We start from the raw sequence: 23,894 nt of genomic DNA, 5'->3' as shown, positions 1-23,894 counted from the left end.
TGCACCGAACGGGGAGAAACATGGCTGGATCAACGCTGCCCAACCGCCGCCTCGGCACGCTCGAGGTGAGCGCGCAGGGCCTCGGCTGCATGGGGATGAGCGAGTTCTACGGCGAGGGTGACGACACCGAGTCGGTTGCCACCATCCACCGCGCGATCGAACTGGGCGTGACCCTGCTCGACACCGCCGACATGTACGGCCTGGGCGCCAACGAAGAGCTGGTCGGCCGCGCGATCGCCGACCGGCGCGACCAGGTTGTGCTGGCCACGAAGTTCGGCTTCGTCCGCGACCCCGAGGACCCGGCGAAGCGCGGCGTGCGTGGCGACGCGGCGTATGTGCGCGAATCCGTGGAGAACTCGTTGCGGCGCCTCGGAACCGACTACATCGACCTGTACTACCAGCACCGCGTGGATCCGGACGTGCCCATCGAGGAAACGGTCGGCGCCATGGCCGAGCTGGTGCAGCAGGGCAAGGTGCGCCACCTCGGGCTTTCCGAGGCGGGCGCCGAGACGATCCGCCGCGCCCACGCCGTGCACCCGATCTCGGCCGTGCAGACGGAGTGGTCGCTGTGGTCGCGTGACATCGAGGACGCCGTGGTGCCCGCGTGCCGTGAGCTCGGTGTCGGGCTGGTGCCGTACTCGCCGCTGGGCCGCGGGTTCCTCACCGGCAAGTTCACCTCGGCCGACGACTTCGGCGCCGACGACTTCCGCCGCAACACCCAGCCGCGCTTCGCCGACGGGAACCTGGAGAAGAACCTCGCGATGGTCGAGGCGCTGCGCGCGCTCGCCGCGAGCAAGGGTGTGACCGCTGGGCAGCTCGCGCTGGCCTGGGTGCAGGCGCAGGGTGAAGACGTGGTGCCGATCCCCGGGACGAAGCGGCGCAAGTACCTCGAAGAGAACGTCGGCGCGGTCGCGCTCGAACTGTCCGAAGAGGACATCCGCGCGATCGAGACCGCGGTGCCGGTCGACGAGGTCGCGGGCACGCGGTACGCGCAGGCGGCGATGAAGCTCCTGTCACGCTGAGCCATCGGTTTGTGAAGCGCCTCGTGGTGTGAAGGGCCTCTTGGGGTACGCGAGTTTCCCCAAGAGGCCTCTTCCCTGGTGTCCACCGCCCACTGATCGGGACCTCTGAGCCTTTTCTGAGATCTCCGGATCAGGCTGTCGGCCGTCAGGCGAAGATCGAGGCTGGAGGCCGGTGTGGTGGACGACGTTCTGGACTATCTGGTGGTCGGCGCGGGGCCCGCGGGTCTGCAGCTCGGCCGGCAGCTCGAACAGGCGGGTCACCGCTACCTCGTGCTCGAAGCCGGTGCCACGCCGGCGACGTTCTTCACGAGGTTCCCGCGCCACCGCACGCTGATCTCGATCAACAAGAAGCACACCGGCTGGACCGACCCGGAGCTCAACCTGCGCGTCGACTGGAATTCACTCCTCGACGACGGCCCGGACCCCCTGCTGTTCACCGACTACAGCGCCGAGCTGTTCCCGCCGGCCGAGACGTTCGTGCAATACACCGCCGATTACGCGGCGAAGCACAAAGTCGCCATCCGCTACGACACCCGGGTGACGCGGATCAGTCGTGATCAGGAAAGCGCTCTCTTCACGATCACCGACGGCGACGGCAACAGCTACACCACCCAGCGCCTGATCATGGCGACCGGGGTCAGCAAGCCGTACATCCCCGACGTTCCGGGCATGGAGCTCGTGGACCAGTACGCCGACTTCGACACCGATCCCGCGCAGTTCACCAACAAGCGGGTGCTCATCCTCGGCAAGGCCAACTCGGCTTTCGAGACCGCCGACAGCATCAACGCGTACGCGGCCGTGCTGCACGTCGCCGGCCCGCGGCCGGTGAAGCTGGCCTGGCGCACGCACTTCGTCGGGCACCTGCGCGCGTACAACGCCGGCGTGCTCGACATGTACCAGCTCAAGCTGCAGCACGCGATCCTCGACGGCGACGTGCGCGAGATCCGCAAGGACGAAGACGGCTACCACGTGAAGTTCGCCTTCGCCCGCGCCGACGAGGTGGTGAAGGAGATCCGCTACGACCGCGTGATCGCCGCCACCGGCTTCCGCTTCGACAACTCGATGTTCGACGAGGACTGCCGCCCCGAGCTCACCATCAACAACCGCTTCCCGGCGCAGACCTCGTCGTGGGAGTCGGTGAACGTGCCCGATCTGTACTTCGCCGGCACGATCACGCAGGCCCGCGACTTCAAGAAGGCCACCAGCGGCTTCATCCACGGCTTCCGCTACGGCGTGCGCGCGCTGTCGAAGGTGCTCGAAGAGCGCTACCACGAAAACGAGTGGCCGCAGACCGTGCTCAAGGCCGAGACCGGCGAGCTGGTCGACGCCGTGCTCAAGCGCATCAACCGCACCTCAGGGCTGTTCCAGCAGTTCGGGTTCCTCGCCGACGTGCTCGTGGTCGAGGGCGGCCAGGCGCGTTACCTCGAAGAGATGCCGGTGGCCCGCGTCGCCGACACCCCGCTGGGCGAGGCCGAAAACACCTTCCTGATCACCCTCGACTACGGGCCCGACCACGACAAGGTCGACCCGTTCGACTTCACCGTGAAGCGCGCGAGCCAGGACGTCGCCAACGACAACGGCGAGGGCCACTACCTGCACCCGATCGTCCGGCACTACCGGCGGGGCGAGCTGGTGGCCACCCACCACGTGACGGAGAACCTCGAGAACGAGTGGGACCGTCCGGTGCACGTGGAGGCACTCACGAAGTTCTTCACCGACCAGCTGGCCTGAGCCGTGCGCACGATCGCGGAGCTCGAAGCCGCGGCGCGCGACCGGCTCGACCCGGCGCACTACGACTTCTACGCGGGTGGCGCCGGCGACGAGCTGACGGTGCGCGCCAACGAAGAAGCATTCTCGAACCGAGTGCTCGTGCCCCGCGTGCTGCGGGGGGTGGCCAAGCGTGACCTGGCCGCGGAGGTGGTGGGCTCGCCGTTGTCGATGCCGGTGCTGGTGTCGCCGACGGCGTTCCACCGGCTCGCGCACCCCGACGGCGAGCTGGCCACGGCGAAGGCGGCCGCGAAAGCCGGCACGGTGCTGGTGGTGAGCATGGCCGCGACCACGGCCGTGGAGGACATCGCCGACGCGGCCCGCCAGGTCGCGGCCGATCCGGCGTTGTGGTTCCAGCTCTACCCGCAGCCGGACCTGGACTTCACGGAGTCCGTGGTGCGCCGGGCCGAGCGCGCGGGTGTACGGGCGTTCGTGGTCACGGTCGACTCGCCGGTGTTCGGCCGGCGCGAACGCGACCACCGCAACGGCTTCCACGACCTGCCGCCCGGGCTGGTCGTGGAGAACCTGCGCGACGGCACCGGGCGCGTGCGCGACATCGAGATGGGCGCGGAGCTGACGTGGGAGCACGTGGCCTGGCTCAAGCGCACGACCGCGCTTCCCGTGCTGCTCAAGGGAGTGCTGCATCCCGAAGACGCGCGGCTCGCGGTCGAGGCGGGCGTCGACGGGCTCGTGGTGTCGAACCACGGCGGCCGTCAGCTCGACACCGCCGTGTCTACTGTGGACGCTCTGCCGGTGCTGGCCGAGGCCGTGGCGGGGGCGATCCCGCTCGTGCTCGACGGCGGCGTGCGGCGGGGCACCGACGTGGTGAAGGCGCTCGCGCTGGGCGCCACGGCCGTCGGCGTCGGGCGGCCCGTGCTGTGGGGCCTCGCCGCGGCGGGTGAGGAAGGGGTGACCGAAGTGCTGGAACGGCTGCGGGAAGAGACCGACCACGCGCTCGCCTTGTGCGGGGCCGCCGTGCCGGGTGAGCTGACCGCGGACCTCGTCCGATGAGGCGGCTGGTCACGGCCGCGTTGGCCGCGGGGCTCGTGGGATCACTGCCGAAGTGGCTGCCCGGGCGCGTGGTCGCGGCGCGGGTGAAGATCTTCGCGCTGGTCAACGGCGACGAAGGCCTGCCGATCCCCGGCGACCGCGTGGGTGTCGAGGACTTCCGGCGGGTGTACGCCGACCCGGCGGCCAACGGGCGCAGCAAGGGCGCGGCGCTGTCGGACCTGTTCTGGTACTGGCTCGCGCCCGGCCCGGAGGTGCACCAGGAGCACCTCGAGGCGGGGCCGCGCTACGACGAGGTCGCCAAGACCACGCGCCACATCCTCGTGAAGACCCGCGCGGAGTCCGAAGAGCTGACGCGGCGCGTGACCCGGCACGTGCTCGACGGGCTGGAAATCGGCGACGGGCGCCTGATCCGGCTGCGCGACGAGATGATGCCGATCTGGGCCGAGCTGTACTACGAGCTGGTGTTCGGTGAACCGTGCCCACCCGAGGCGCGCGACCTCATCGTGGGCCACGCCGACGACGTCGTCTCGGCGCTCAAGTGCGTGCGCCCCCGGAACATGCGCCGACGCGCGAAGCTCACGAAGTACCTGAAGAAGCGGCTGGCCGACGTGCCGCACGCGCTGCCGACCCGGCTCACGCGTGACGAGCAGGTGTTCTACCTGCAGGGCACGTTCTTCAACACCGCCGTGGTGCAGATGTCGGAGGCGATGGCTCACCTGCTGATGATCATCGCACAGCACGCGGACGTGCAGCGGCGGCTGGTGGCGAACCCCGACGACGACGAGTACCTCGACCGTGTGATCGACGAGGGCCTGCGCACGTACCCGCTCTTCGGCATCGCGCACCGCATCACCACCGGCGACATCGAGCTGGCCGACACCACGATCGACGCCGGCACCGTGCTGCTCTTCAGTTACCTCGACTTCCACCACGCGGGGTTCGAGCGGCCGGACGAGTTCGACCCGTCGCGCTGGGAAGCACCCGCGGGCTGCCCGGCGCACGCCGCGCCCGCGAAGAAGGACGCGAACTTCCTGCCCTTCGGCGTCGCCCAGAACCGCGCGTGCCCGGCCCGTGGCCTCGCGCCCGTTACCATGCGAGTGGTCACGCGGGAGTTCCTGCGCCGCTACGCGCTCGCGTCGTCCGCGGCCCACACCCGCTCGATTCCCAACCGCGGCCCGGTTTTCCTCACTGCGCGCGGCTCGGCGCGCTCGACCCGCGGCCCGCTGGCGTTCCTCGCCGTGCGCGACCGCTGGGAAGACGTGTGGCGCAGCCTCGCCCAGCTCGTGTTCGGCACCTACATGGTCCTCGACGCCCGGCGGAAACGCCTGTGCGTGAACTACTTCGCGAACCACGGAGGCGAATGATGTCCGCAGCGGAAGCGGCCCCGGCGTTTTTCCTCGCGGCAGTGGTGATCCTGGTGGTGGTGCGGCTCGTGACCATGCTCGCGGTGAAGCTCGGGCAGCCGCCCGTGGTCGGCGAGATGGTGTCGGGTGTGCTGCTGGGCCCGTCGCTGCTCGGGCTGCTGCTGCCCGGCGTCCAGTCCTACCTGTTCCCCGACGACGTGCGCACGCTCGTGTACCTGGGTGGGCAGATCGGGCTCGTGCTGTACATGTTCGGTGCCGGTTACGAGTTCCGGACCAAAACGGTGCGGGAGTCGTCGAAGCTGGTGGCCGCCGTGTCGAGCGCCGGCACCGGGATCCCGCTCGTGCTGGGGATCGGCGTCGCCGTGCTCGGCGCGGAGTGGGTCGGCATCCTCAAGCCCGGCGTCTCGCCGGTGGTGTCGGCGGCGTTCGTGGGGGTCGCGATCGCGATCACGGCGTTCCCGATGCTGGCGCGGATCATCACCGAACGCGGCTTGACGAAAACGCGCTTCGGCTCACTCGCGCTGGCGTGCGGCGCGGTCGACGACGTGCTCGCGTGGATCCTGCTGGCCGTGGTCGTCGGCATGCACGCCGGCTCGGTCGGGCCGATCGCGCTGGCGCTGGGCGGCGGTGTGGTGTTCGCGCTGTTCGTGTGGATCGTGGCGCGCCGCGTGTTCGCGAAGATGTTCGCCGGCCCGCGGATGTCGGTGGACCAGCGGCTGCTCGTCACGGCGATGATCCTCTTCGCCGCCGCGTGGTTCACCGACACCATCGGGCTCTACGCGGTGTTCGGCGCCTTCATCACCGGTATCGCGTTCCCCCGCGGCGAGGCGGCCGACGCCGTGGTGTCGAAGCTGCTGCCGGTGGGCAACATCGTGTTCCTGCCGCTGTTTTTCACCTACTCCGGGCTGAACACGCGGTTCGCGCTGCTGGCCGACCCGAACCTGCTGCTGTTCGCGTTGCTGTGCGTGGTGGTGGCGATCGTCGGGAAGCTCGGCGCTTCGTGGGGCGCCGCGCGGCTGGCCGGGGAGCCGCAGCCGATCGCGGTGCGCATCGGCGTGCTCGTGAACGCGCGCGGGTTGATGCAGCTCATCGCGCTGAACGTGGGGCTGCAGGCGGGGATCGTGTCGCCGGCCTTGTTCACGGTGCTGGTGCTGGTGGCGCTGGTGACCACGATCATGACCGCGCCGGTGCTGAGCTGGCTCGACCGGCGCGACCGGAGGAAGTACTCCGCCGATCAGCTGCCGGAGTTCCTCCTTTCGGCTCAGCCGGCGGGAAAGTGATCGATTTCCCTACGAAAGTTGAGGGTTCAATCGGCGATCTGACTGCGAGTATGGACACGTGCACGATGAGGCAGGAACCGCAGCGCGGGTGCTCCTCGTGGAGGACGACCGCGAGCTGGCCGGGATGCTCGCCGAGCTGCTCACCGATTCCGGTTACGAGGTGGAGCTGGCCCACGACGGCCAGCGGGGCTTGCACCGCGGGCTCACGGGGCACCACGACGTGATCGTCCTCGACCGGCGGCTGCCGGTGATGGACGGGCTCGAGGTGCTCGCCGGGCTGCGGCGCCGGGCCGTCACGGCCCGCGTGCTGGTGCTCTCGGCGCTCGGCGAGCTGGCCGACCGCGTGCAGGGTCTCGACGCGGGAGCTGACGACTACCTGGTGAAACCGTTCGAGACCGACGAGCTGCTGGCCCGCATGCGGGCGTTGTGCCGGCGTGATCTCGACGGCGCCGAATGCCTGCCGCTCGGCACCGCGGCCCTCGACCTGCAGCGCCACGAGGTGGTGCTGTCGCGCGGTGAGCGCGTGACGCTGTCGAGGCGCGAGTTCGAGCTGCTGCGCACGCTCGCACAGCGGCCGAAGGCCATCCACCCGCGCGAGTCGCTGCGCACCCACGTGTTCGCCGACTCGACCGGTGAGTCCATTGTGGACACCTATGTGTACTACCTCCGGCGCAAGCTGGGCCGCGACGTGGTGAAGACCGTCCACGGCCTGGGGTACCAGATCGGGGTCATGTGACGGCGGTCGCCGATCCCGACGCGCGGGCGCTGCGGCGCGCGCGGCGGACGATCGCGAGCCAGATCGCCGTGGTGATCACGCTGGTCGTGCTCGCCGCCGGCGCCATCGCGTACGGCGTGCTGGTGCACGGCCAGCACGCGGAAGTCGACCGGCAGATCGACTACACGCTGGCGCGGGGTCTGTCGGCGACCCCGCCCGGCTGCGTGTTCCTGGTGACGCCGGTGGGGCACGTGCCCGCCGCACTGCCGTTCACGCCGCCGCCCCCACCCGCCTTGCCGGCCGGTGGTTCCGTGACCGCGGACCAGGAGCTGGCCGGTGCGCACTACACGGTCCGCGCGGTGGACCACGACGGTCAGGTGTGGCAGGTCTTCGTCGACCTGCGGTACCAGACCGCCGACCGGCAGCAGTTGCTGATGGGCCTGGTGATCGCGGAGCTCGTGGTGCTGCTCGTGTCGGTGTTCAGCGGTTTTGTCCTCGCCGCACGCGCGATCCGGCCGCTGGGGGAGGCCTTGCGGCGCCAGCGCACCTTCGTCGCCGACGCGTCGCACGAGCTGCGGGCGCCGTTGACCCGCTTGCACACCCGTGCGCAGCTGCTCGCGCGCCGGGCACGGCAGGCGCCGGTGCCCTCGGGTGACCTGGATCTGCTCGTGTCCGGCACGCGCGAGCTGGGTGAGGTCGTGGAGGACCTGCTGCTCTCGACGCAGGCGTGCAACGAGCGGCCGCTGCTGGAGCCGGTGGAGCTCGGGCTGCTGGCCGAACAGGCCGTGGCGGCGGAGGCCGTGCGCGCCCAGGACCGGCGGGTGCGGATCGAGGTGCGCCGTCCGCCGGGGTTGCTCGACGTGGTGCCGGGTGTGCCGGCGGCGCTGCGGCGGGTGCTGTCGGCGTTGCTGGACAACGCGATCGGCCACACCCCGCCCGGCGGGTCGATCGAGGTGTCGCTGGAGAACCCGGACGACCGCCACGTCGAGCTCCGCGTGGCCGACACCGGCGTGGGCTTCGCGCAGCGGGACACCGGGCGGCTGTTCGAGCGGTTCGCCCACGGCGACCAGGGTGACGGCCGGCGGTTCGGGCTCGGGCTGGCGCTGGTGCACGAGGTCGTGACGGGACACGGCGGAACGATCACGGCGGCGGGGGTCCCGGGCGCCGGGGCGACGTTCACGCTGAGGTTCACGCGGGCGTAGCGGCCGCACCCCTCAGCATGAGACCGCGCCGTGTCGCGAGTGGTCCAGGACCGGGGTGAACGCACCCGGAACGTCGCCCAGCCCGAGCAGACCGCCGCTGCCATGACGGTGTCCGACGAGGTTGTGCTGGATCCCGGCGGCCGGGGGACACCTTCGCCGCCTTCATGACCGGCTACGACCTGGTCGTGTGCCCGGCGCTCACCGGCGCGGCCTCATCGTCCGTGACAACGTTTCGTGACAGCGTTTTAAAACGATGTTATGGTTGCTCTCGGGGAACACTCTGGGAGGAGAAAGCCATGCACGGACCGACGCAGCTGTTCACGGTCATCGCTCTCGTCTCGCTGCCCACCGTGATGTACGGCGGGTACGCGCTGATGGGGCTGCTCAAGCGCGAGGTGCTCAACGACCAGCAGAAGGGGTTCTTCCGCGCGGGCCACGCCCACGCCGGGGTGCTGCTGGTGCTCGCGCTGGTGGCGTTGCAGGTGCTGGACCGCAGCGGGCTGCCGGATCCGCTGCGGTGGGTGGTGTGTTTCCTGCTGCTGTTCGGCGTGCTCGCGCAGTCGGGCGGGTTCTTCGTGGCGATGCTGCGCACGCGGGTCGGCATGTCGATCACCACGGCCGGCGCGGTGCTGCTGGGCGCGGCCATGTTGATCACCGCGTACGGGGTGGCCTTCCTTTAACGGCTCGGCGCGGTCGTTAAGCTGGTGACCGTGCCTGAATACCTGTCGACCGCGCCTGTCAAGGGGACCCGCGACTTCGTCCCCGCCGAAATGTCCGTCCGCACGCAGGTGTTCGGCCATCTCTACGACGTGCTCGAGCGCTACGGCTTCCTCCGCTACGACGCGCCGGTGCTCGAACCCGCCGAGATCTACGAGCGCAAGTCCGGCCAGGAGATCGCCGACCAGCAGCTGTACACGCTCACCACGAAGGGTGGCGAGCGGCTCGCGCTGCGGCCGGAGATGACGCCTTCGGTGGCGCGGATGATCGCGGGCAACGCGAAGTCGCTGTCGTTCCCCGTGCGCTGGTACAGCCACCCGAACTGCTTCCGCTACGAGCGCCCGCAGCGCGGCCGCGTGCGTGAGCACTGGCAGATCAACGCGGACATCTTCGGTTCCGAGAGCGCGAACTGCGAGATCGAGATGTTCGAGCTCATCCACGACCTCATGGAGTCGGTGGGCGCGTCGTCGGACATGTTCGCCGTGCGCGTGAACGACCGGAACCTGCTCACCTCGGCGCTCACCGACGTCGTGGGCGTTTCGGCGGAGCACCTGCCGGCCGTGTTCGGTCTGGTGGACCGCTGGGAGAAGACGACGGCAGAGGAGCACGCGTCCTCGGCCGAGGAGATCGGGCTCACGGACAAGCAGTTCTCGAAGCTCACCGAAGTTCTCGGCTCCGGCGCCGCGGTGCTCGACGAGCTGCCCACGGAGGTCAAGGAGCAGTCGAACCTGGTGCGCGTGCTGTCCAGCTCGGCCGCGAGCCTGGTGAGGTTCGAGCCGGTGATCGTGCGGGGGCTGGCCTACTACACGTCCACGGTGTTCGAGGTCTTCGACACCTCGCCGAAGAACCGCCGCGCCCTGTTCGGCGGTGGCCGCTACGCGGACCTCGCGTCGCTGTTCACCAAGGAGCAGATCCCCGGCATCGGCTTCGGCATGGGCGACGTCACGCTCATCGACTTCCTCGACACCCACGGCCTCACGCCCACCCCGCGCACCGAGGTGGACGTGATGGTCATCCCGGTCACCGAGGACCTCGCCGACGCCGCTCGCCAGGTCGCGACCTCCCTGCGCCGCGCGGGTCTGCGCACGTCCACCCCGATCGAGCACCGCAAGCTCGGCAAGGAACTCACCCGCGCCGACAAGGCCGGCGCCGCCGCCGTGGTGATCGTGGGCCAGGAGGACTGGGACGCCGCTCGCGTGACCGTGCGGAGCCTGGCGACGCGGGAGCAGCAGCATGTTCCGCTGGCCGAGGTGCCTGCCGTGGTGAGTGCTTTGGTGACGCCGGCCAATCCGGCTTGAGTTCGCGGTGAAGAACCGCCCTGCCGGAGTTCCGGCGGGGCGGTTTTTCGTTGCGGTGATTCAGGTTTGGACGTGAGTGTGCAGATTTTGGCGGGCCGTTCGGCGATCGGGTTGTGCCCCGCGTTGTGATGGTGGAGCGGCGGCGGGTTTTGCTCGCGGGGTGGTGTCGGCAATGGGCGTTTCGGCGACAACCGTCAACCCCGGCTTGAAGTTCACCGATAGAACCGCTCTGCCGGAGTTCCGGCGGGGCGGCTTTTCGTTGCGGCGCTTCAGCTTCCCGCGGCAAACGCGGCGATGACCGCGGCCACCTCCGCCGGCCGTTCGACGAACGGCGTGTGCCCCGCGTCGAGGAAGCGGACCTCGGCACCCGCAGCGCGGTAGCGGGTGGCGCTGCCAGTGTGGTTGTAGAGGCGGTCGCGGCGGCCGAGGAGTGCGAGGGTGGGCCGGCCGAGGGCGGCGACCTGCGTGTCGAGCGGGGTGGTGGCCAGGAGCAGGCGCCGTTCGGTGAGGACGGCGTGGGACACGGCCGGGCTGGTGGCGGCGAAGTCGGCGTGGGCCTGGCGCAAGGGGGTGCGGCGCAGCGCCGAACCGAGGGGCGGGAAGCCGGCCGCGCGGTGCAGCAGCCGGCTGACGGCAGGTCGCGCGAGCAAAGCGTTGCCCGGTGGGAAAGTGGCGTGCGTGTAGTCCGGGGCCTGTCCGATGAGGACGGTCCGGGTCACGTCGTACCGCGCTGCCAGCGCCAGCACCACGTCGGCGCCGAAGGAGTGGCCGACGGCCGTCAGGTGGGTCACGCCGGCGAGCGAGAGGGCGCCGGCCAAGGTTGCGGCCTGCGCTAGGGCGTCGAGGCCGGTGTGACCGCCCGTGCAGCCGTGGCCGCGCAGGTCCGGGCGCAGCACGCGAAACCTGTCGGCCAGCAGCGGCACGAGCCGGTCCCAGGAGTGCAGCGAGCCGATGAAGCCGTGCACGAGCAGCAGCGCCGGGGCGTCGGCGGGGCCGTCTTCACGCAGGTGGAGGGCGACCCCGTCGACGTCGAACACCGTGCCGGTGGCGCGGCGCGTCACGCGGCCGCCCGGGCCATGGCGCGGCCGGCGGCGCGGCCGGAGAAGATGCAGCCGCCGAGGAAGGTGCCTTCGAGGGCGTTGTAGCCGTGCACGCCACCGCCGCCGAAGCCCGCGACCTCGCCCGCCGCATACAGGCCGGGCAACGGCGAACCGTCGGCCCGCAGCACGCGCGAGTCGAGGTCGGTCTGCACGCCGCCGAGGGTCTTGCGCGTGAGGATGTTGAGCCGCACGGCAATCAACGGACCGTGTGCCGGGTCGAGGATCCGGTGCGGCTTCGCGACGCGGGCCACGCGGTCGCCGACGTAGCGGCGCGAGTTGGCCATCGCCATCAGCTGCAGGTCCTTCGAGTACCTGTTGCCGAGCTCCAGGTCCCGCGCCACGATCTGGCGTTCCAGCGTGGTGGCCTCCAGGACCGGCCCGCGCGAGAGCTTGTTCATGCCGGCCACGAGGGTCGCCAGGTCGTCGGCCACCACGAAGTCCACGCCGTGCTTCTTGAACGCGTCGACCGGTCCGGGCGCGCCCTTCGCGGCGCGGCTGAGCAGCGTCTGCTTCAGGTCCTTCTCGGTGATGTCGGGGTTCTGCTCGGAACCCGACAGCATGAACTCCTTCTCGAGGATCGACTGCGTGAGCACGAACCACGAGTAGTCGTAGCCGGTCGAGAGGATGGACTTCAGCGTGCCCAGCGTGTCGAAGCCCGGGAAGTTCGGCGCGGGCAGCCGCTGCCCGGTGGCGTCGAACCACATCGACGACGGGCCCGGGATGATGCGGATCGCGTGGTCGGGCCAGATCGGGTCCCAGTTGTGGATGCCCTCGACGTAGTGCCACATGCGATCGCGGTTGACCACCCGCGCGCCCGCCGCCTCGCTGATGCCGATCATCCGACCGTCCACATGGGCCGGAACGCCGGGGATCATCGTCCTCGGCGCCGGGCCGAGGCGGTCGACGGGCCAGTTCTGGCGCACCAGCTCGTGGTTGTGCCCGATGCCGCCGGAGCTCACCAGCACCGCGGGCGCCGAAAGCTCGAACTGGTCCACGGCGGTGCGCGACGACTTCTTGCCCCGCGGCAGGTCACTCGGTTCGAGCACGGTGCCGCGCACGCCGGTGACCACGCCGTCGGTCTCCACGAGCTCGTCGACCTGGTGGCGGAACGCGAACCGCACCTGGCCACGTTGCTCCGCGGCCAGCACCGGCTCGGCGAACACGCGCACGACCTCGGGTCCGGTGCCCCACGTGAGGTGGAAGCGCGGCACGGAGTTGCCGTGCCCACCCGCGGTGCCACCGCCGCGCTCGGCCCAGCCGACCAGCGGCGTCACGCGCAGGCCCAGCTCGTGCAGGTAGCTGCGCTTCTCGTACGTCGCGAAGCGCACGTACGCCTCGGCCCACTTGCGGGCCCAGCGGTCCTCGTCCTCGCGGTCGAAGCCGGCCGAGTCGAGCCAGTCGCGCAGGGCCAGCTCGTAGGAGTCCTTGATGCCGAGCCGGCGCTGCTCGGGGCTGTCCACGAACAGCAGCCCGCCCAGCGACCAGAACGCCTGGCCGCCGAGGTTCGCGCGGTTCTCCTGGTCGAGCACCAGGACACGGCGCCCGGCCTTCACCAGCTCGTGCGTCGCGACGAGCCCGGCCAGCCCGGCGCCGACGACGATCGCGTCTGCCGCGAAGTCGGTCATGTCAACTCTCCTTGGTGTAAGCGGTGATGACCTGCACGAACAGGTCCTCCCGCCGCCGGCGCACGAGCGGGTTGCCGGGGTCGATGAGGCACTGCGCGCTCGTGCCGTCGTGGAGGGCGACGAGCGCCTGGCCCAGCGCCACGGGATCCGGGATCGAGCGGCCGACGCGCGCGAGCAGCTCGACCAGCAGCGGCATGAGGGCCCCGGCGATCGCGTCCTCGCGCGAGGTCATCACGCGCAGCAGGCTCGGGTTGCGCAGGGCGTGGGCGGTGAACTCGGCACTCACGCGAAACCACACGTCGTCCACGGGAATGGCGGGCAGCACGTGCTTCACGATCGCCCGCACGTCGGGCAGGTCGGTGGCGGTGACCTCGTCGAACGCGGTGCGCACGGCGTCGGTCATCGCCGCGGAACGGCGTTCCCACATGGCGAGGAACAGCTCGTCGAGTGAGGCGAAGTTCGAGTAGAACGCCCCGCGCGTGTAGCCGGCGCGCTCGCAGACCTGCTCCACAGTGGACCGGCCGAAGCCCTCTTCGGCGAACACCGGGAGCGCGGCGTCGAGCAGTCGCCGCCGGGTCTCGGTGCGCCGCCGGGGCACCCGTTCGGCGGTCGGTTCGATCACCACGTCTCCCTCGTTCGATACACAAGCGTACTCAATACGCTTGTGTATCGAAGGCAGGCGTGACGAAGATCAAGATCGACTCCCGCGGGGAAGGCTCAGGCGACGCCGCGCGCCATGACCAGCAGCGGCTTGCCCAGCGCCGACAGCTCGGCCAGCGGGTCGCCATCGACCACCAGCAGATCGGCGGACAGCCCCGGCTCCAGGCGGCCGGTGACCGCACCCAGGCCGAGGCCCGCCGCGCTGTCCTCCGTGGCGATCTCGAGGATCCGCCGCCGGGAGAAGCCGAGCCATTCGTAGAGCTCCAGCGCGCCGAGCGGATCGTCGAACGTCGAGCCGGGCAGGCCGGCGTCGGTGCCCGAGAGCAGGCGCACGCCGTGCTCCTCCAGCCACGGCAGCCGCCCGTAGACGCGCCGCGCGAGGTCCTCGCCCATGCGCTCGGCCATCATCCGCCAGTTGCGGCTGCTCGTGGAGCACGCCGAGGTACCGCCCGCGGCCATGCGGCGCGCGAGTTCCGGGCGCAGGTCGGTCTGCTGCGGGCCGGTCATGAACGTGCAGTGCTCGATCGTCGACACGCCGGCCTCGACGCAGTCGGCGATGGCGTCGGCGCCGTGGGCGTGCGCGGCGACGGGCAGCCCACGCCGGGCGGCCTGCGAAACGACCACGCCGAGCCGGCGCGCGTCGAATTGCGATTCCCACATCTCGGCACCACCGGGTGTGATCTGGCCGCCGCCGGCCATCACCTTGATCACGGCGGCGCCCGCGGCCGCGGTGGCGTCTATGCGCGCGCGGATCTCGGCGTCGGACGTGACGACACCGCCGAAGAAGTGGCAGTGTCCTTCCGGGACGGTGAGCGGCGGCCCGGCCGCGAGCACCCGCGGGCCACGGGCCGCCTTCAGCACCGTGCGGGCGCCGAGGTCGCGCACGGTCGTGACGCCGCTGCGCAGCAGCTGCTCCAGGCGGTCCCGCGCACCGGCCGCGATCGCGGTTTCGTCGCTCGCCAGGAAGTTCGGCAGCATTTCACGCGTGGCGTCGAAGGAGAGGTGCACGTGGGAGTTGATCAGCCCAGCCAGCACCGTCGCGCCGGGGAAGTCGTGGACCACGGGGTCGACGGCCGCCGCGGCCACGTCTTCGCGCCGCCCGACCGCGGCGATCTCGCCGTCGCGCACCAGCACCGCGCCGCCGTCGATCGGGGTCGAGGGCCGCGGCAGCACCCGGGCCGCCGTGATGAGGGTGTCCACGCTCAGCTTTCCTTTCCTGCCAGCGAACTCGCCAGCGACAGCAGCGGCCGCACGTCCGACTCCAGGTCCGCGCCGCCGCCCGGCAGCACGAGCTTGGCCCGCCCGTCGCTGGCCTCACCCGCCGCGTGCCGGGCCAGTGCCTCGTGCAGGGCGGCGGCCGCCGCGGCCGGGTCGTCGGCGGCGAGCGAGGCCAGGTCCGTCTCCAGGTAGGGGCTCAGCTGCACGAGCCCGTCGCGGATCTCGATCACGCGCCGGTAGTAGCGGCGGTGCACGGCGAAGCGGTCGCGCAGCCCGCCACCCGGCGGCGTTCGCAGCACGATGCTCGGGTACGCGGCCACCAGCAGCGTCCACAGTGGAGCGAGCCGGTGGTGGTCGGCCCGGTGCCGGCGCCGCCGGGCCACCGCCGCGACACGGGCGCGCGCGCCGGGGTAGGTGATGCCCGCGAGGAACAGCACGCTGCCGAGGATCACCAGCGGCACCCCCAGCCACAGCAACGCCGGCACGGTCACGTCGAACACCCACGCCACCACCAGGTACAGCGCGCGGAACACGCTGCCGGCCGCCGCCGCGAACAAGCTCGCCGCGCCGATTCGCAGGCCCGTGCGCAGGTGCGGGTCGGCCACGCGCTGGTAGCGCACGATCCACACCGCGCACGCCGTGATCGCGTAGATCAGGTACAGCCCCGCGCCGAAGTAGAACAACGCGATCCCCGGCTCGTGCACCGTGTCCGGCCCGAGCGCGGCGCCCCGCAACGGCAGCGGCGTGCTCGCGAGCGCCACGGTCATCACGGCGATCGCGACCGCCAGCGGCAGGAGCTCCAGCGCCACCCGGCGGACCTGGCGCGGGCCGAGGGCGGAGCCGAGGAAGAAGATCAGCAGTGAGCAGACGCCGCACGAGAGCAGCACGTTGTTCACCAGCCGGGCGCCGCCGGGTGCGGTCAGGCCGTCGAACCAGCTGGTGACGCCGGCTTGCTGGAAGAGGAACGCCAGCGCGAACGCGGCGATGGTGACCGTGACGGCCCAGTTCGGCAGCCTCGGCGACCGCACGAGCTGGTACCCGCGCCAAGCCAGCGCGGCGGCGAAGAGGACGAAAAACGCGGCAGTCACAACCAGCCCTGGTGGTCGCCCAACGTGCCTTGGATGCGCCGCAGGTCGTGGTCGGCCGCGGCGCGGGGGATCGTGTAGTTCAGCACCGACGCCCACTCGAGGATGATCGTGGCCACCGTCTCGGCTTCCCATTCGTGGGCGTCGTCGTAGGAGGTGCGGCGCAGGGCGCGTCGCACCGCGTCGCCGTCGAGGCTCTCGACGGCCGGGCCCCGCAGGAAATCGGCCGGTTCGGCGTCGCCGCCGGGCTCGTGATCGGCGAGCAGGTGGCCGAGTTCGTGCAGGATGATGTGGTCCTGGTGGGCCTTCGTGGTTTCCTGCTGGAAGAAGATGTAGTCGGCCGCCGCGGTCGCGATCCAGCAGCCGAACGGCCCGGGCACCTCAAGTGGGTAGGCCATGAGCCGGATCGGGCGGCCCCGGCGCTCGCCGAGCCGCGCGCACAACTGCGCGACGTCGAGCGGCGGGCTGATGTCGAGGTCCTTCAGCAGCCGTCGGCAGCGTTTGCGCAGTTCGCGTTCCTTCACGACCCGGCGGGGCCTTCCCGTTCGGCGCGCTCGTAGCGTTCGACGAGGTCGAGCAGGTCCATCACCTGACGCCGGCCCTGTGGGGAGAGTTCCTGCGCGCGCATGGCCATCAGTTTGGCCTCGACGGCGGGCGCCCCGCTCGACGAGCGTTCGCTCTCGTCGTCGAAGAAGTACGTGACCGGCACGCCGAACAGCTTCGCCAGCGCCTCGACGTAGTGGATCTTCGGGTTGATCCGTTTACCCGTGGCCAGCTGCTGCAGGTAGGCCGGTGACATCGCGGGCCCGCCGGCGCGCTCGATCGCCGCCGACATCTCGCGGTAGCTGTGCGGTGCGCGGCCGTCGGCCCGGGACGAGTCGATGAGCGCGCTGAGCTTTTCCGCGAAGGTGCGTTGCATGACCCACCCCCCTCTCCCTGATCCGGATTTTAGCGCCGAGTCCACTGTACGCACTTGTTGACACCACCTGTATGCAGTGGTTTACAGTGGCCGCGTCCCGCTCCGGAGGTGTCCGCACTCTGGGGGTGTCCGGAACCCGGAGCGGGATCTTGTCCTGCGCCTGGCTCGCCGGGATCAGCCATTTGTAGTACGCTTGCGTGGTCAAGGTTGATCGCCTCGTAGCGAACCCTTGATCTGGCCTGTTGCCGGAGGTCGACCCCCAGGGCTTCCGGTGACAGGCCCCTTACTTTTTGGAAGATACAGTTCAGGGCCTCACTCCATCAGCGTCGCGGCCACCGTCGCCCCCAGCTCCCGCAACGCCGCCAAGGTCGCTTTGTCCGGTTCACCCGTGACCAGGACCGGGTCCGTGACCTGCGTCCAGCCGAGCCCCGTGGTGATCGACCCGAGCTGGCGCACGGTACCGGCCGTGTCGTTGTTGCCGTGCACGTACGCGCCGAACGGGCGGCCCCGCGTCGCGTCGAGGCACGGGTAGTAGACGGTGTCGAAGAAGTGCTTGAGCGCACCGCTCATGCTGCCGAGGTTCGCGGGTGTGCCGAGCAGGTACCCGTCGGCGTCGAGCACGTCGGCGGCGGTGGCGCCGAGCGCGGGCCGCCGGACGACTTCCACGCCCTCGATGTCGGGGTGCTTCGCCCCGGCGAGCACGGCTTCGAACATCGCTTGCATCGACGGCGACGGCGTGTGGTGCACGAACAAGAGCTTGGCCGGTTTCACCGGACCCAGCCTGCCACTTGTGCGGGCGCCCGCGCGCGGGCAGGCTGGGTCCGGTGATGGGGGACAAGCTGCGGCCCCGTCTTGCCGTGGCCGCGCTCGTGGTGCTCGGCCTCGCCGGGCTCGTCTGCACGCTCATACTGGTATTCGGCGCGTTCGCCGACGCGATTTTCAGCCCGGGCGACTGGACCGACGAGGTCGATCAGCTGTGGCCGTGGACGGTGCCTTCCCTGGTGGGCTTGGTTTTCGCGATCGTCGTGCGGCGGCGCGAGTACATCGCCGCGTTCGTGGTGCTGCTGGTGGTCGACGTCGCGGGCCTGCTCGGGCCCAGCCTGCTGGGCCGCGAAGTCGACCCCGGGATTCCCGCGGCGGTCAGCTCAGCAACCTGTCGATGTCCTGGCGCACCGCGCTGAGCCTGGCGGCCGCGGACTGCCGCGCCGCCGTGAGGTCACCGGTCACCGGGACAACCACCTGCAGATAGGCCTTCAGTTTCGGCTCGGTGCCCGACGGGCGGATCACCACGCGCAGGCCGTCGCCGCTCAGCCGCAGCACGTCGGCGTCGGGCAGCAGGTCCTCCAGCGTCACGGGTACCTCGCCCAGCGTCGCCGGCGGCTCGGCGCGCAGGCCGGCCATCAGCGTGCCGCGCACGGCGAGATCGGTGACGCGCAAGGAAACCTGGTCGGTGAGGTGCACACCGTGGAGGGTGGCGATGTCGTCGAGCACGTCGAGCGGCCCGCGGCCGGCCGCCTTGAGCGCCGCGGCGAACCCGGCGGCGAACACCGACGCGGCGATGCCGTCCTTGTCCCGCACGAACCCGGGGTTCACGCAGAGGCCGAGGGCTTCCTCGTAGGCGAAGACCAGGCCCTCGCCCGCGCGCACGAGCCACTTGAAGCCGGTGAGCGTCTCGGCGTAGCGCGCGTTTGCCGCCTTCGCCAGCTCACCGAGCAGCGACGAGGACACGATGGTCGTCGCCACCAGCGGGTGGGGGTTGTCCGTTGTGGACAGAATGTGCGAGCCCAACAGCACACCCGTTTCGTCGCCACGCAGCATGCGCCACGCGCCGTCACGGCCGCGCGCACCGAGGGCACAGCGGTCGGCGTCGGGGTCGAGCGCCACAGCCAGGTCGGCGTCCACTTCGGACGCGAGCTCCAGCAGCAGGTCGGTGGCGCCGGGTTCTTCGGGGTTGGGGAACGACACGGTGGGGAAGTCGGCGTCGGGCTGCGACTGCGCGGCCACGAAGTGCACGTCGGTGAATCCGGCCTGCGCGAGCGCCGTCTCGAGGGTTGCCGCGCCGACGCCGTGCAGCGCGGTGGCGGCGATCCGCAGCTCGCGCTCCGGCCCGTGCGGCAGCGCGGCGACGTCGGCGAGGTACGCGGGCCGCGGGTCGACGACTTCGCCGCCCGTCGCCCGCCGGACCTCGACGGCGGCGGGCGCGGCCTGGATGGCCCGCTCGATCTCGCCGTCCGACGGCGGCACGATCTGTCCGCCGGTGCTGTCGTAGAGCTTGTACCCGTTGTCCGCGGGCGGGTTGTGCGACGCGGTGATCTGGATCCCGGCGATGGCGTCGTAGTGCTTCACCGAATACGCGAGCAGCGGCGTCGGCAACGGCAGCGGCATCGTCTTCACGGCGAAGCCCGCCGCCACGAGCACTTCGGCCGCAGCCTCCGCGAATGCCTCCGAACCGTGGCGAGCGTCGCGGCCGACCACGACCACCCCACGTTCGTGGCCCTTGTCCTTGAGCCACTTCGCGACGCCCGCCGTGGTCCGCGTGACGACCGCGACGTTCATGCCGTTCGGCCCCGCCCGCACCGGCCCGCGCAGCCCGGCCGTGCCGAACTCCAGCGGCCCGGCCATCCGGTCGGCGAGCTCGGCGGCCGCGTCGGGCTCCCCGGCGAGGGCGCGTTCGAGCACTGCCTGCAGCTCTTCGCGCGTGGCCGGGTCGGGGTCTTCGGCGATCCACCGGTGGGTGGCCTCGCGCAGCTCGGGAGCAATCGTGTTCTGCACCGCGCCAGCCTACGGCGCCGAGGTCAGTCCGTGGTGGTGGCGAGTGGCTCGGCGCCGGCCTTGCCCTGGTCGGCGGGCTGTTCGGTCCGCTGGTGGTGGCCGTCGCGATGACGCAGCCTGAGCAACACGAGGGCGAGGCCGGCGAGCACCGACGCGCCGATCAGCAGGTAACCCGGCGCCATCTTGTTCTTCGTCAGGTCGATCAGCAGCGTCGACGCGAGCGGGGTGAGGCCGCCGAAGACGGCCACCGCGAGGCTGTAGGCCACGGACATACCGAGGCCGCGGATCCGCGTCGGGAACGCTTCGCCGATCAGTGCGCCGAACGGGTACGCCGTAGTTCGTCTTGGCGATCGGTCGGGCCCGCGATGCTGCGGGTCGCGGGTGAGCTGGCCGACGGCACGGTCACGTGGTTGGCCGGGCCGCGGACGTTGGGGGAGCACGTCGTGCCGTCGATGGGGCTCGGGAAGCGCGTGATCGCCGGGTTGCCGGTGTGCGTCACCGCCGCGGAAGCCTCGGTACGGCAACGGATTTCGGCGGATTTCGCACTGGCGGCGCAATCACCGGAGTACCGGGCGGTGTTCGAGCGCGAGGGCGTCGCCGGTGCCGGCGAGGTCGCGGTGGCGGGGGACGAGGACTCCGTCGTGACTCAGCTCGGGCGGCTGCGCGACGCCGGTGTGACCGAATTCTTCTTTTCGCCGCAAGGATCCCCCGCCGAACAACGGCGGACGATCGAGGTCCTTGCCGAATTCACCTGACGGAGCACCGCGAAGTCACTACCGTCGGGCAAGTGCGACTTGTGTTCACCTCCCTCGCGTCCCATGGCCACCTCTACCCGCTGATCCCGCTCGCGGTCGCCGCGCGCGCGGCGGGGCACGAGGTCGCGTTCGCGACCGCGGAGGACTTCCACCCGGTGCTCGACAAGGCGGGTCTGCGGCCGGTGAAGGCCGGTCTCACGATCTACCAGGCCTTCGCCTCGCAGTACGCCGGTGATCCGGCGCAGCGCCGGCGCGAGGCGTCGGACGAGGAGATGAACGAGGTCATCGACCGGGTGTTCGGGCGCGTGCTGCCCGAGCGGTTCGTCGCCGATCTCGGCGCGCTGTTCGAGCGCGAACGGCCGGACCTGGTGGTCTACGAGGTCGGCAATTCCGGCGGCGCGTTCGCGGCGATGAAGGCCGGCATCCCCGCGATGGGCCACGGGTTCGGGCGCGTCTCGAAGGACGGCCTGATGACGGAGATCCGCGGCGCGCTCGACGACTACGCGGCCGAGCTGGGCATCACGGGCGGCGACCGGCCCTCGTGGGGCAACCCGTTCGTGGACATCTGCCCGCCGTCGGTGCAGTCGCCGGAGTTCGTGGCGCGCGCACGGCGGCTGCCGTTGCGGCCGGTGGGCTGGAGCGAGCCGGGTGATCTGCCCGCGGGAGTCGTGGACCGGCAGCGGCCACTCGTCTACCTGACGCTGGGCACCACGCCGATGAGCCAGGCGCACATCCTGACCTCGGCGATCACCGGGCTGGCGGCACTGGACGCCGACGTGCTGGTGGCGACCGGCCCGTCGGTGGACGTGGCCTCGCTGGGTGAAGTGCCGGCGAACGTGCGGCTCGAGGCTTGGGTGCCGCAGTCGGAGCTGTTGCCGCACGTGGACCTCGTGGTGCACCACGGCGGCAGCGGCACGACGATGGGCGCGTTTTCCGCCGGGGTGCCGCAGCTCGTGCTGCCGCAAGGAGCGGACCAGTTCACCAACGCCGAGGCCGTGGCCGCGGCCGGCGTCGGTGAACGGCTGCTCGGCGCGGCCGTCACGGCCGAGGCGGTGCGGGAGGGCGCGCGGCGGCTGCTGGCGGACTCGGCGGTGGCCGACGCCGTGCGTGAGGTGGCGGCCGAGGTGGCGGCGATGCCGTCGCCGGACGAGGTGGCCGCGCAGCTGCCCGGCTACGCGTGAGGCCGGGCAGCCGCGCGGACCGTCACGCGCGGGCGATGAGGTCCTTGAGCAGCGAGCCCATGCGGGTCGCGGCCTGGCGGCCGGCCTCGAGGACTTCTTCGTGGTTGAGCGGCTCGCCCGTCATGCCGGCGGCGAGGTTGGTCACGAGCGAGAGCCCGAACACCTCGACCCCGGCGGCACGGGCCGCGATGGCCTCCAGCACGGTCGACATGCCGACGAGGTCCGCGCCCATCGTGCGCAGCATGCGGATCTCGGCGGGCGTCTCGAAGTGCGGACCGGTGAGGCCGGCGTACACGCCCTCCTCCAGCGAGCCGTCGATCTCCTTCGCCAGGGCGCGCAGCCGCGCGGAGTAGAGGTCGGTCAGGTCCACGAAGTTCGCGCCGACGATCGGCGAGCGGGCCGTGAGGTTGAGGTGGTCGGAGATCAGCACCGGCTGCCCGACGCTGAAGTCCTCGCGCAGACCGCCGGCCGCATTGGTGAGCAGCACGGTGCGCGCCCCGGCCGCGGCGGCGGTGCGCACGTTGTGCACCACCGGGTCGACGCCCTTGCCCTCGTAGAAGTGCGTGCGCCCCAGCAGCACCAGCGCGCGCTTGTCGCCGATCTTCAACGACCGGACGGTGCCGGGGTGCCCCACGGCGCCAGGCGTGGTGAAACCGGGCAGCTCGCCGAACGGGATCTCCGCCTCGGCCGTGCCGATCACGTCCGCGGCCGGGCGCCAGCCCGAGCCGAGCACCACGGCGATGTCGTGCTTCTCGACGCCGGTCCGCTCGGCGATGGCGGCCGCGGCCGCTTCCTCGTGGTTGGTCATGGCGCCGAGCGTAACCGGGCGCTGCGGATGATCAAGAACACCACCAGCCCGAACGGCGACAGGAAGATGGTCAGCACGAGGACCGGGCTGACCAGCCACCACGGGATGCCGAGCCGGCGCCCCTCGAAGTACATCCACCGCCCGAGGAACAGGTCGAACGCGATCAGCTGCGCCCAGATCAGCGCCGCCCCCGCCGAGGACCCCGCAAACGCTTGCAGCAGGGCCAGGTCGGGCCGGCTCACGGCCTGCCACAGCTCACCGAAGTGCGGCAGCGCCACCGCGAAGTAGCACGCCAACGGCAGCACGGGCACCCACGGCGAAGCCATGATCCGCGGTGTCCACCGCCAGGCGGGGGCGAAGATCAGCAGTGCCCAGAACGGCGTGGCGAGGGGGAAGGTCCAGGTGAACACCTGCTGGGTCATCGCACGAGCTCCCGCGCCGGCCGGTACACCGACGCCAGCGTGCCCAGCGCCACGGCCGCGACCAGTGCCCCGGCGGCCGTCAACGTCGGCGCGCTCGGGTGGACCAGGGATTCGCCGCGCACGGCCTGCCAGGTGACGAGGGCGACGAGGCCCGCGTAGCCGACCGTCGCGACCCACACGAGCCGGACGCGCACGGCGCTGTCACGCAGCCGCGGGATGCGCGTGGCCAGCAGGCCGAGGCCCAGCGCCACCAGGGGGAGCAGCTGCAGCGCGTGCATTCCGGTGAAGTGGGGGATGCGCAGGTCACCACCGGTGGTGCTCCAGCCGAGGATCGGCAGACCGGGGCCGCCGTCCGCGACGCCGACGCTGTGTGCGCCCACCAGCGCCGACGTCCCGGTGGCCTTCAGCGACACCAGCTGCGCCGCGGTGGGGCTCGTCATCAGCGCGCCGAGGCCGATGCCGATGAGGGAGATGACCGCGCCGGTGCGCACGGCCCAGTGGGTGGCGCGATCTTCCAGGTGGGTGAACATCAGCAGGACCGTGAGCACGAGCGTCGCGACCCAGAGGACGGCGACCATGCCACCCATGATCTGGAACAGCGTGTTGTCCAGCGGGGTCGCGTTGTTGAAGTGGCTGGGCCGGCCGCGCACGGCCTGGAACACCATCACCGCGTACTCCGCGGTGAACAGCCCGATGGCCGCGTTCGTGGCGACGTTCGCGGTCCGGCGGAAGCGCGGCAGCAGCGACACGAGCCAGCCCCAGGTGAAGAAGTACAACGCGCCCGAGATCGCGAACTTCAGCATCTTCGCCCACACGGGCGCGCCGAGCACCGTGCGCTGGTCCACCACCATCGCGACGACGCACGCCAGCGCCGTGACCACGAGGGTCGCGGCGAAGCGAGTGGCCGGGCGCTGCCAGGTGTTCGTTGAGCTCACGAGCGTCGTCATGTCGTCCTCCCGGAATGGATAGTGAA

25 protein-coding genes are annotated in these 23,894 nt (G+C 71.1%); 12 read left to right on the top strand and 13 right to left on the bottom strand.

Annotated features, from left to right (window positions below; translation table 11 throughout):
* The first annotated feature begins 20 nt into the window (after positions 1-20).
* The 9 genes from ACWEOE_RS07585 (at position 21) to hisS (ending at position 10,376) form a co-directional block, all read left to right on the top strand.
* Complete coding sequence (locus ACWEOE_RS07585) at positions 21-1,022, top strand: aldo/keto reductase (RefSeq protein ID WP_452005294.1); 1,002 nt, start codon at positions 21-23, stop codon at positions 1,020-1,022.
* Positions 1,023-1,199: 177 nt separating this feature from the next.
* Complete coding sequence (locus tag ACWEOE_RS07580; protein WP_452005292.1) at positions 1,200-2,753, top strand: NAD(P)-binding domain-containing protein; 1,554 nt, start codon at positions 1,200-1,202, stop codon at positions 2,751-2,753.
* 3 nt (positions 2,754-2,756) lie between these two features.
* Entirely contained in the window at positions 2,757-3,800 is a 1,044-nt protein-coding gene (locus ACWEOE_RS07575) for an alpha-hydroxy acid oxidase (protein WP_452005290.1), read from the top strand.
* The gene (locus ACWEOE_RS07570; RefSeq protein WP_452005287.1) at positions 3,797-5,164 is read left to right on the top strand and encodes a cytochrome P450; all 1,368 of its coding nucleotides are present in this window, start codon (positions 3,797-3,799) and stop codon (positions 5,162-5,164) included. The genes ACWEOE_RS07575 and ACWEOE_RS07570 overlap by 4 nt, the downstream gene beginning before the upstream one ends.
* Positions 5,164-6,444, top strand: a complete 1,281-nt coding sequence (locus tag ACWEOE_RS07565; RefSeq protein WP_452005284.1) for a cation:proton antiporter — start codon at positions 5,164-5,166, stop codon at positions 6,442-6,444. Before ACWEOE_RS07570 ends, ACWEOE_RS07565 begins: the two co-directional genes overlap by 1 nt.
* Before the next feature lie 88 nt (positions 6,445-6,532).
* Entirely contained in the window at positions 6,533-7,180 is a 648-nt protein-coding gene (locus ACWEOE_RS07560; protein WP_452005682.1) for a response regulator transcription factor, read from the top strand.
* Positions 7,177-8,361 carry a sensor histidine kinase gene (locus ACWEOE_RS07555; protein WP_452005281.1) on the top strand — a complete coding sequence of 395 codons (1,185 nt, stop codon included), beginning with the start codon at positions 7,177-7,179 and terminating at the stop codon, positions 8,359-8,361. Before ACWEOE_RS07560 ends, ACWEOE_RS07555 begins: the two co-directional genes overlap by 4 nt.
* A gap of 296 nt (positions 8,362-8,657) precedes the next feature.
* Positions 8,658-9,041 (top strand): hypothetical protein, encoded by a 384-nt coding sequence (locus tag ACWEOE_RS07550; protein ID WP_452005279.1) that lies wholly within the window; start codon positions 8,658-8,660, stop codon positions 9,039-9,041.
* 30 nt (positions 9,042-9,071) lie between these two features.
* Positions 9,072-10,376 (top strand): histidine--tRNA ligase, encoded by a 1,305-nt coding sequence (hisS, locus tag ACWEOE_RS07545; protein ID WP_452005277.1) that lies wholly within the window; start codon positions 9,072-9,074, stop codon positions 10,374-10,376.
* A gap of 269 nt (positions 10,377-10,645) precedes the next feature.
* On the opposite strand, the gene ACWEOE_RS07540 is transcribed toward hisS, so the two are convergent.
* The 8 genes from ACWEOE_RS07540 to ACWEOE_RS07505 form a co-directional block, all read right to left on the bottom strand.
* Positions 10,646-11,437 (bottom strand): alpha/beta fold hydrolase, encoded by a 792-nt coding sequence (locus ACWEOE_RS07540; protein WP_452005275.1) that lies wholly within the window; start codon positions 11,435-11,437, stop codon positions 10,646-10,648.
* A complete protein-coding gene (locus tag ACWEOE_RS07535) occupies positions 11,434-13,101 on the bottom strand; it encodes an FAD-binding dehydrogenase (RefSeq protein WP_452005272.1) in 1,668 nt (555 codons plus the stop codon). Before ACWEOE_RS07535 ends, ACWEOE_RS07540 begins: the two co-directional genes overlap by 4 nt.
* 1 nt (position 13,102) lies before the next feature.
* Complete coding sequence (locus ACWEOE_RS07530; RefSeq protein WP_452005269.1) at positions 13,103-13,723, bottom strand: TetR/AcrR family transcriptional regulator; 621 nt, start codon at positions 13,721-13,723, stop codon at positions 13,103-13,105.
* A 95-nt stretch (positions 13,724-13,818) separates the two neighbouring features.
* Positions 13,819-14,961, bottom strand: a complete 1,143-nt coding sequence (locus tag ACWEOE_RS07525; RefSeq protein ID WP_452005266.1) for an amidohydrolase family protein — start codon at positions 14,959-14,961, stop codon at positions 13,819-13,821.
* A gap of 2 nt (positions 14,962-14,963) precedes the next feature.
* Entirely contained in the window at positions 14,964-16,067 is a 1,104-nt protein-coding gene (locus tag ACWEOE_RS07520; RefSeq protein WP_452005263.1) for an MAB_1171c family putative transporter, read from the bottom strand.
* Positions 16,064-16,588 (bottom strand): hypothetical protein, encoded by a 525-nt coding sequence (locus ACWEOE_RS07515; protein WP_452005262.1) that lies wholly within the window; start codon positions 16,586-16,588, stop codon positions 16,064-16,066. Before ACWEOE_RS07515 ends, ACWEOE_RS07520 begins: the two co-directional genes overlap by 4 nt.
* Positions 16,585-16,983: a helix-turn-helix domain-containing protein gene (locus ACWEOE_RS07510; protein WP_452005259.1), complete on the bottom strand. Its 399-nt coding sequence runs from the start codon at positions 16,981-16,983 to the stop codon at positions 16,585-16,587. Before ACWEOE_RS07510 ends, ACWEOE_RS07515 begins: the two co-directional genes overlap by 4 nt.
* 312 nt (positions 16,984-17,295) lie before the next feature.
* Positions 17,296-17,706: a flavodoxin family protein gene (locus tag ACWEOE_RS07505; RefSeq protein WP_452005679.1), complete on the bottom strand. Its 411-nt coding sequence runs from the start codon at positions 17,704-17,706 to the stop codon at positions 17,296-17,298.
* A 101-nt stretch (positions 17,707-17,807) separates the two neighbouring features.
* Here ACWEOE_RS07505 and ACWEOE_RS07500 point away from each other — a divergent pair, with 101 nt between their 5' ends.
* Positions 17,808-18,164: a hypothetical protein gene (locus ACWEOE_RS07500; protein ID WP_452005256.1), complete on the top strand. Its 357-nt coding sequence runs from the start codon at positions 17,808-17,810 to the stop codon at positions 18,162-18,164.
* Here ACWEOE_RS07500 and ACWEOE_RS07495 read toward each other — a convergent pair.
* Together ACWEOE_RS07495 and ACWEOE_RS07490 are read right to left on the bottom strand one after the other, a co-directional pair.
* Positions 18,124-19,755, bottom strand: coding sequence for a phospho-sugar mutase (locus ACWEOE_RS07495; protein ID WP_452005254.1), 1,632 nt, complete (start codon positions 19,753-19,755; stop codon positions 18,124-18,126). The two genes, ACWEOE_RS07500 and ACWEOE_RS07495, sit on opposite strands and share 41 nt — an antisense overlap.
* Positions 19,756-19,778: 23 nt before the next feature.
* Complete coding sequence (locus ACWEOE_RS07490; RefSeq protein ID WP_452005252.1) at positions 19,779-20,021, bottom strand: hypothetical protein; 243 nt, start codon at positions 20,019-20,021, stop codon at positions 19,779-19,781.
* A 99-nt stretch (positions 20,022-20,120) separates the two neighbouring features.
* On the opposite strand from ACWEOE_RS07490, the gene ACWEOE_RS07485 reads away from it, so the two are divergent.
* Both ACWEOE_RS07485 and ACWEOE_RS07480 read left to right on the top strand, forming a co-directional pair.
* Positions 20,121-20,510, top strand: a complete 390-nt coding sequence (locus tag ACWEOE_RS07485) for a hypothetical protein (protein WP_452005250.1) — start codon at positions 20,121-20,123, stop codon at positions 20,508-20,510.
* A gap of 32 nt (positions 20,511-20,542) precedes the next feature.
* Positions 20,543-21,691 carry a nucleotide disphospho-sugar-binding domain-containing protein gene (locus ACWEOE_RS07480; protein ID WP_452005248.1) on the top strand — a complete coding sequence of 383 codons (1,149 nt, stop codon included), beginning with the start codon at positions 20,543-20,545 and terminating at the stop codon, positions 21,689-21,691.
* A gap of 22 nt (positions 21,692-21,713) precedes the next feature.
* On the opposite strand, the gene ACWEOE_RS07475 is transcribed toward ACWEOE_RS07480, so the two are convergent.
* From ACWEOE_RS07475 to ACWEOE_RS07465, 3 genes are read right to left on the bottom strand one after another with little or no spacing between them, the layout of a single operon-like run.
* Complete coding sequence (locus ACWEOE_RS07475) at positions 21,714-22,499, bottom strand: purine-nucleoside phosphorylase (RefSeq protein ID WP_452005246.1); 786 nt, start codon at positions 22,497-22,499, stop codon at positions 21,714-21,716.
* Positions 22,496-22,921: an ABA4-like family protein gene (locus ACWEOE_RS07470; protein ID WP_452005245.1), complete on the bottom strand. Its 426-nt coding sequence runs from the start codon at positions 22,919-22,921 to the stop codon at positions 22,496-22,498. Before ACWEOE_RS07470 ends, ACWEOE_RS07475 begins: the two co-directional genes overlap by 4 nt.
* Positions 22,918-23,868 (bottom strand): hypothetical protein, encoded by a 951-nt coding sequence (locus tag ACWEOE_RS07465; protein ID WP_452005243.1) that lies wholly within the window; start codon positions 23,866-23,868, stop codon positions 22,918-22,920. Before ACWEOE_RS07465 ends, ACWEOE_RS07470 begins: the two co-directional genes overlap by 4 nt.
* Between the last annotated feature and the right edge of the window lie 26 nt (positions 23,869-23,894).

Source organism: Amycolatopsis sp. NPDC004368, assembly GCF_053602515.1.
Note: the sequence above shows the minus strand (reverse complement) of the source record. Positions and strands in the feature narration are given on the sequence as shown.

Coding starts and splice junctions, on each gene's coding strand:
- ACWEOE_RS07565 (WP_452005284.1), top strand. CDS start 5,164: ATGTCCGCAGCGGAAGCGGCCCCGGCGTTTTTCCTCGCGGCAGTGGTG.
- ACWEOE_RS07550 (WP_452005279.1), top strand. CDS start 8,658: ATGCACGGACCGACGCAGCTGTTCACGGTCATCGCTCTCGTCTCGCTG.
- ACWEOE_RS07535 (WP_452005272.1), bottom strand. CDS start 13,101: ATGACCGACTTCGCGGCAGACGCGATCGTCGTCGGCGCCGGGCTGGCC.
- ACWEOE_RS07485 (WP_452005250.1), top strand. CDS start 20,121: ATGCTGCGGGTCGCGGGTGAGCTGGCCGACGGCACGGTCACGTGGTTG.
- ACWEOE_RS07475 (WP_452005246.1), bottom strand. CDS start 22,499: ATGACCAACCACGAGGAAGCGGCCGCGGCCGCCATCGCCGAGCGGACC.
- ACWEOE_RS07570 (WP_452005287.1), top strand. CDS start 3,797: ATGAGGCGGCTGGTCACGGCCGCGTTGGCCGCGGGGCTCGTGGGATCA.
- ACWEOE_RS07510 (WP_452005259.1), bottom strand. CDS start 16,983: ATGCAACGCACCTTCGCGGAAAAGCTCAGCGCGCTCATCGACTCGTCC.
- ACWEOE_RS07585 (WP_452005294.1), top strand. CDS start 21: ATGGCTGGATCAACGCTGCCCAACCGCCGCCTCGGCACGCTCGAGGTG.
- ACWEOE_RS07470 (WP_452005245.1), bottom strand. CDS start 22,921: ATGACCCAGCAGGTGTTCACCTGGACCTTCCCCCTCGCCACGCCGTTC.
- ACWEOE_RS07465 (WP_452005243.1), bottom strand. CDS start 23,868: ATGACGACGCTCGTGAGCTCAACGAACACCTGGCAGCGCCCGGCCACT.
- ACWEOE_RS07505 (WP_452005679.1), bottom strand. CDS start 17,706: ATGCAAGCGATGTTCGAAGCCGTGCTCGCCGGGGCGAAGCACCCCGAC.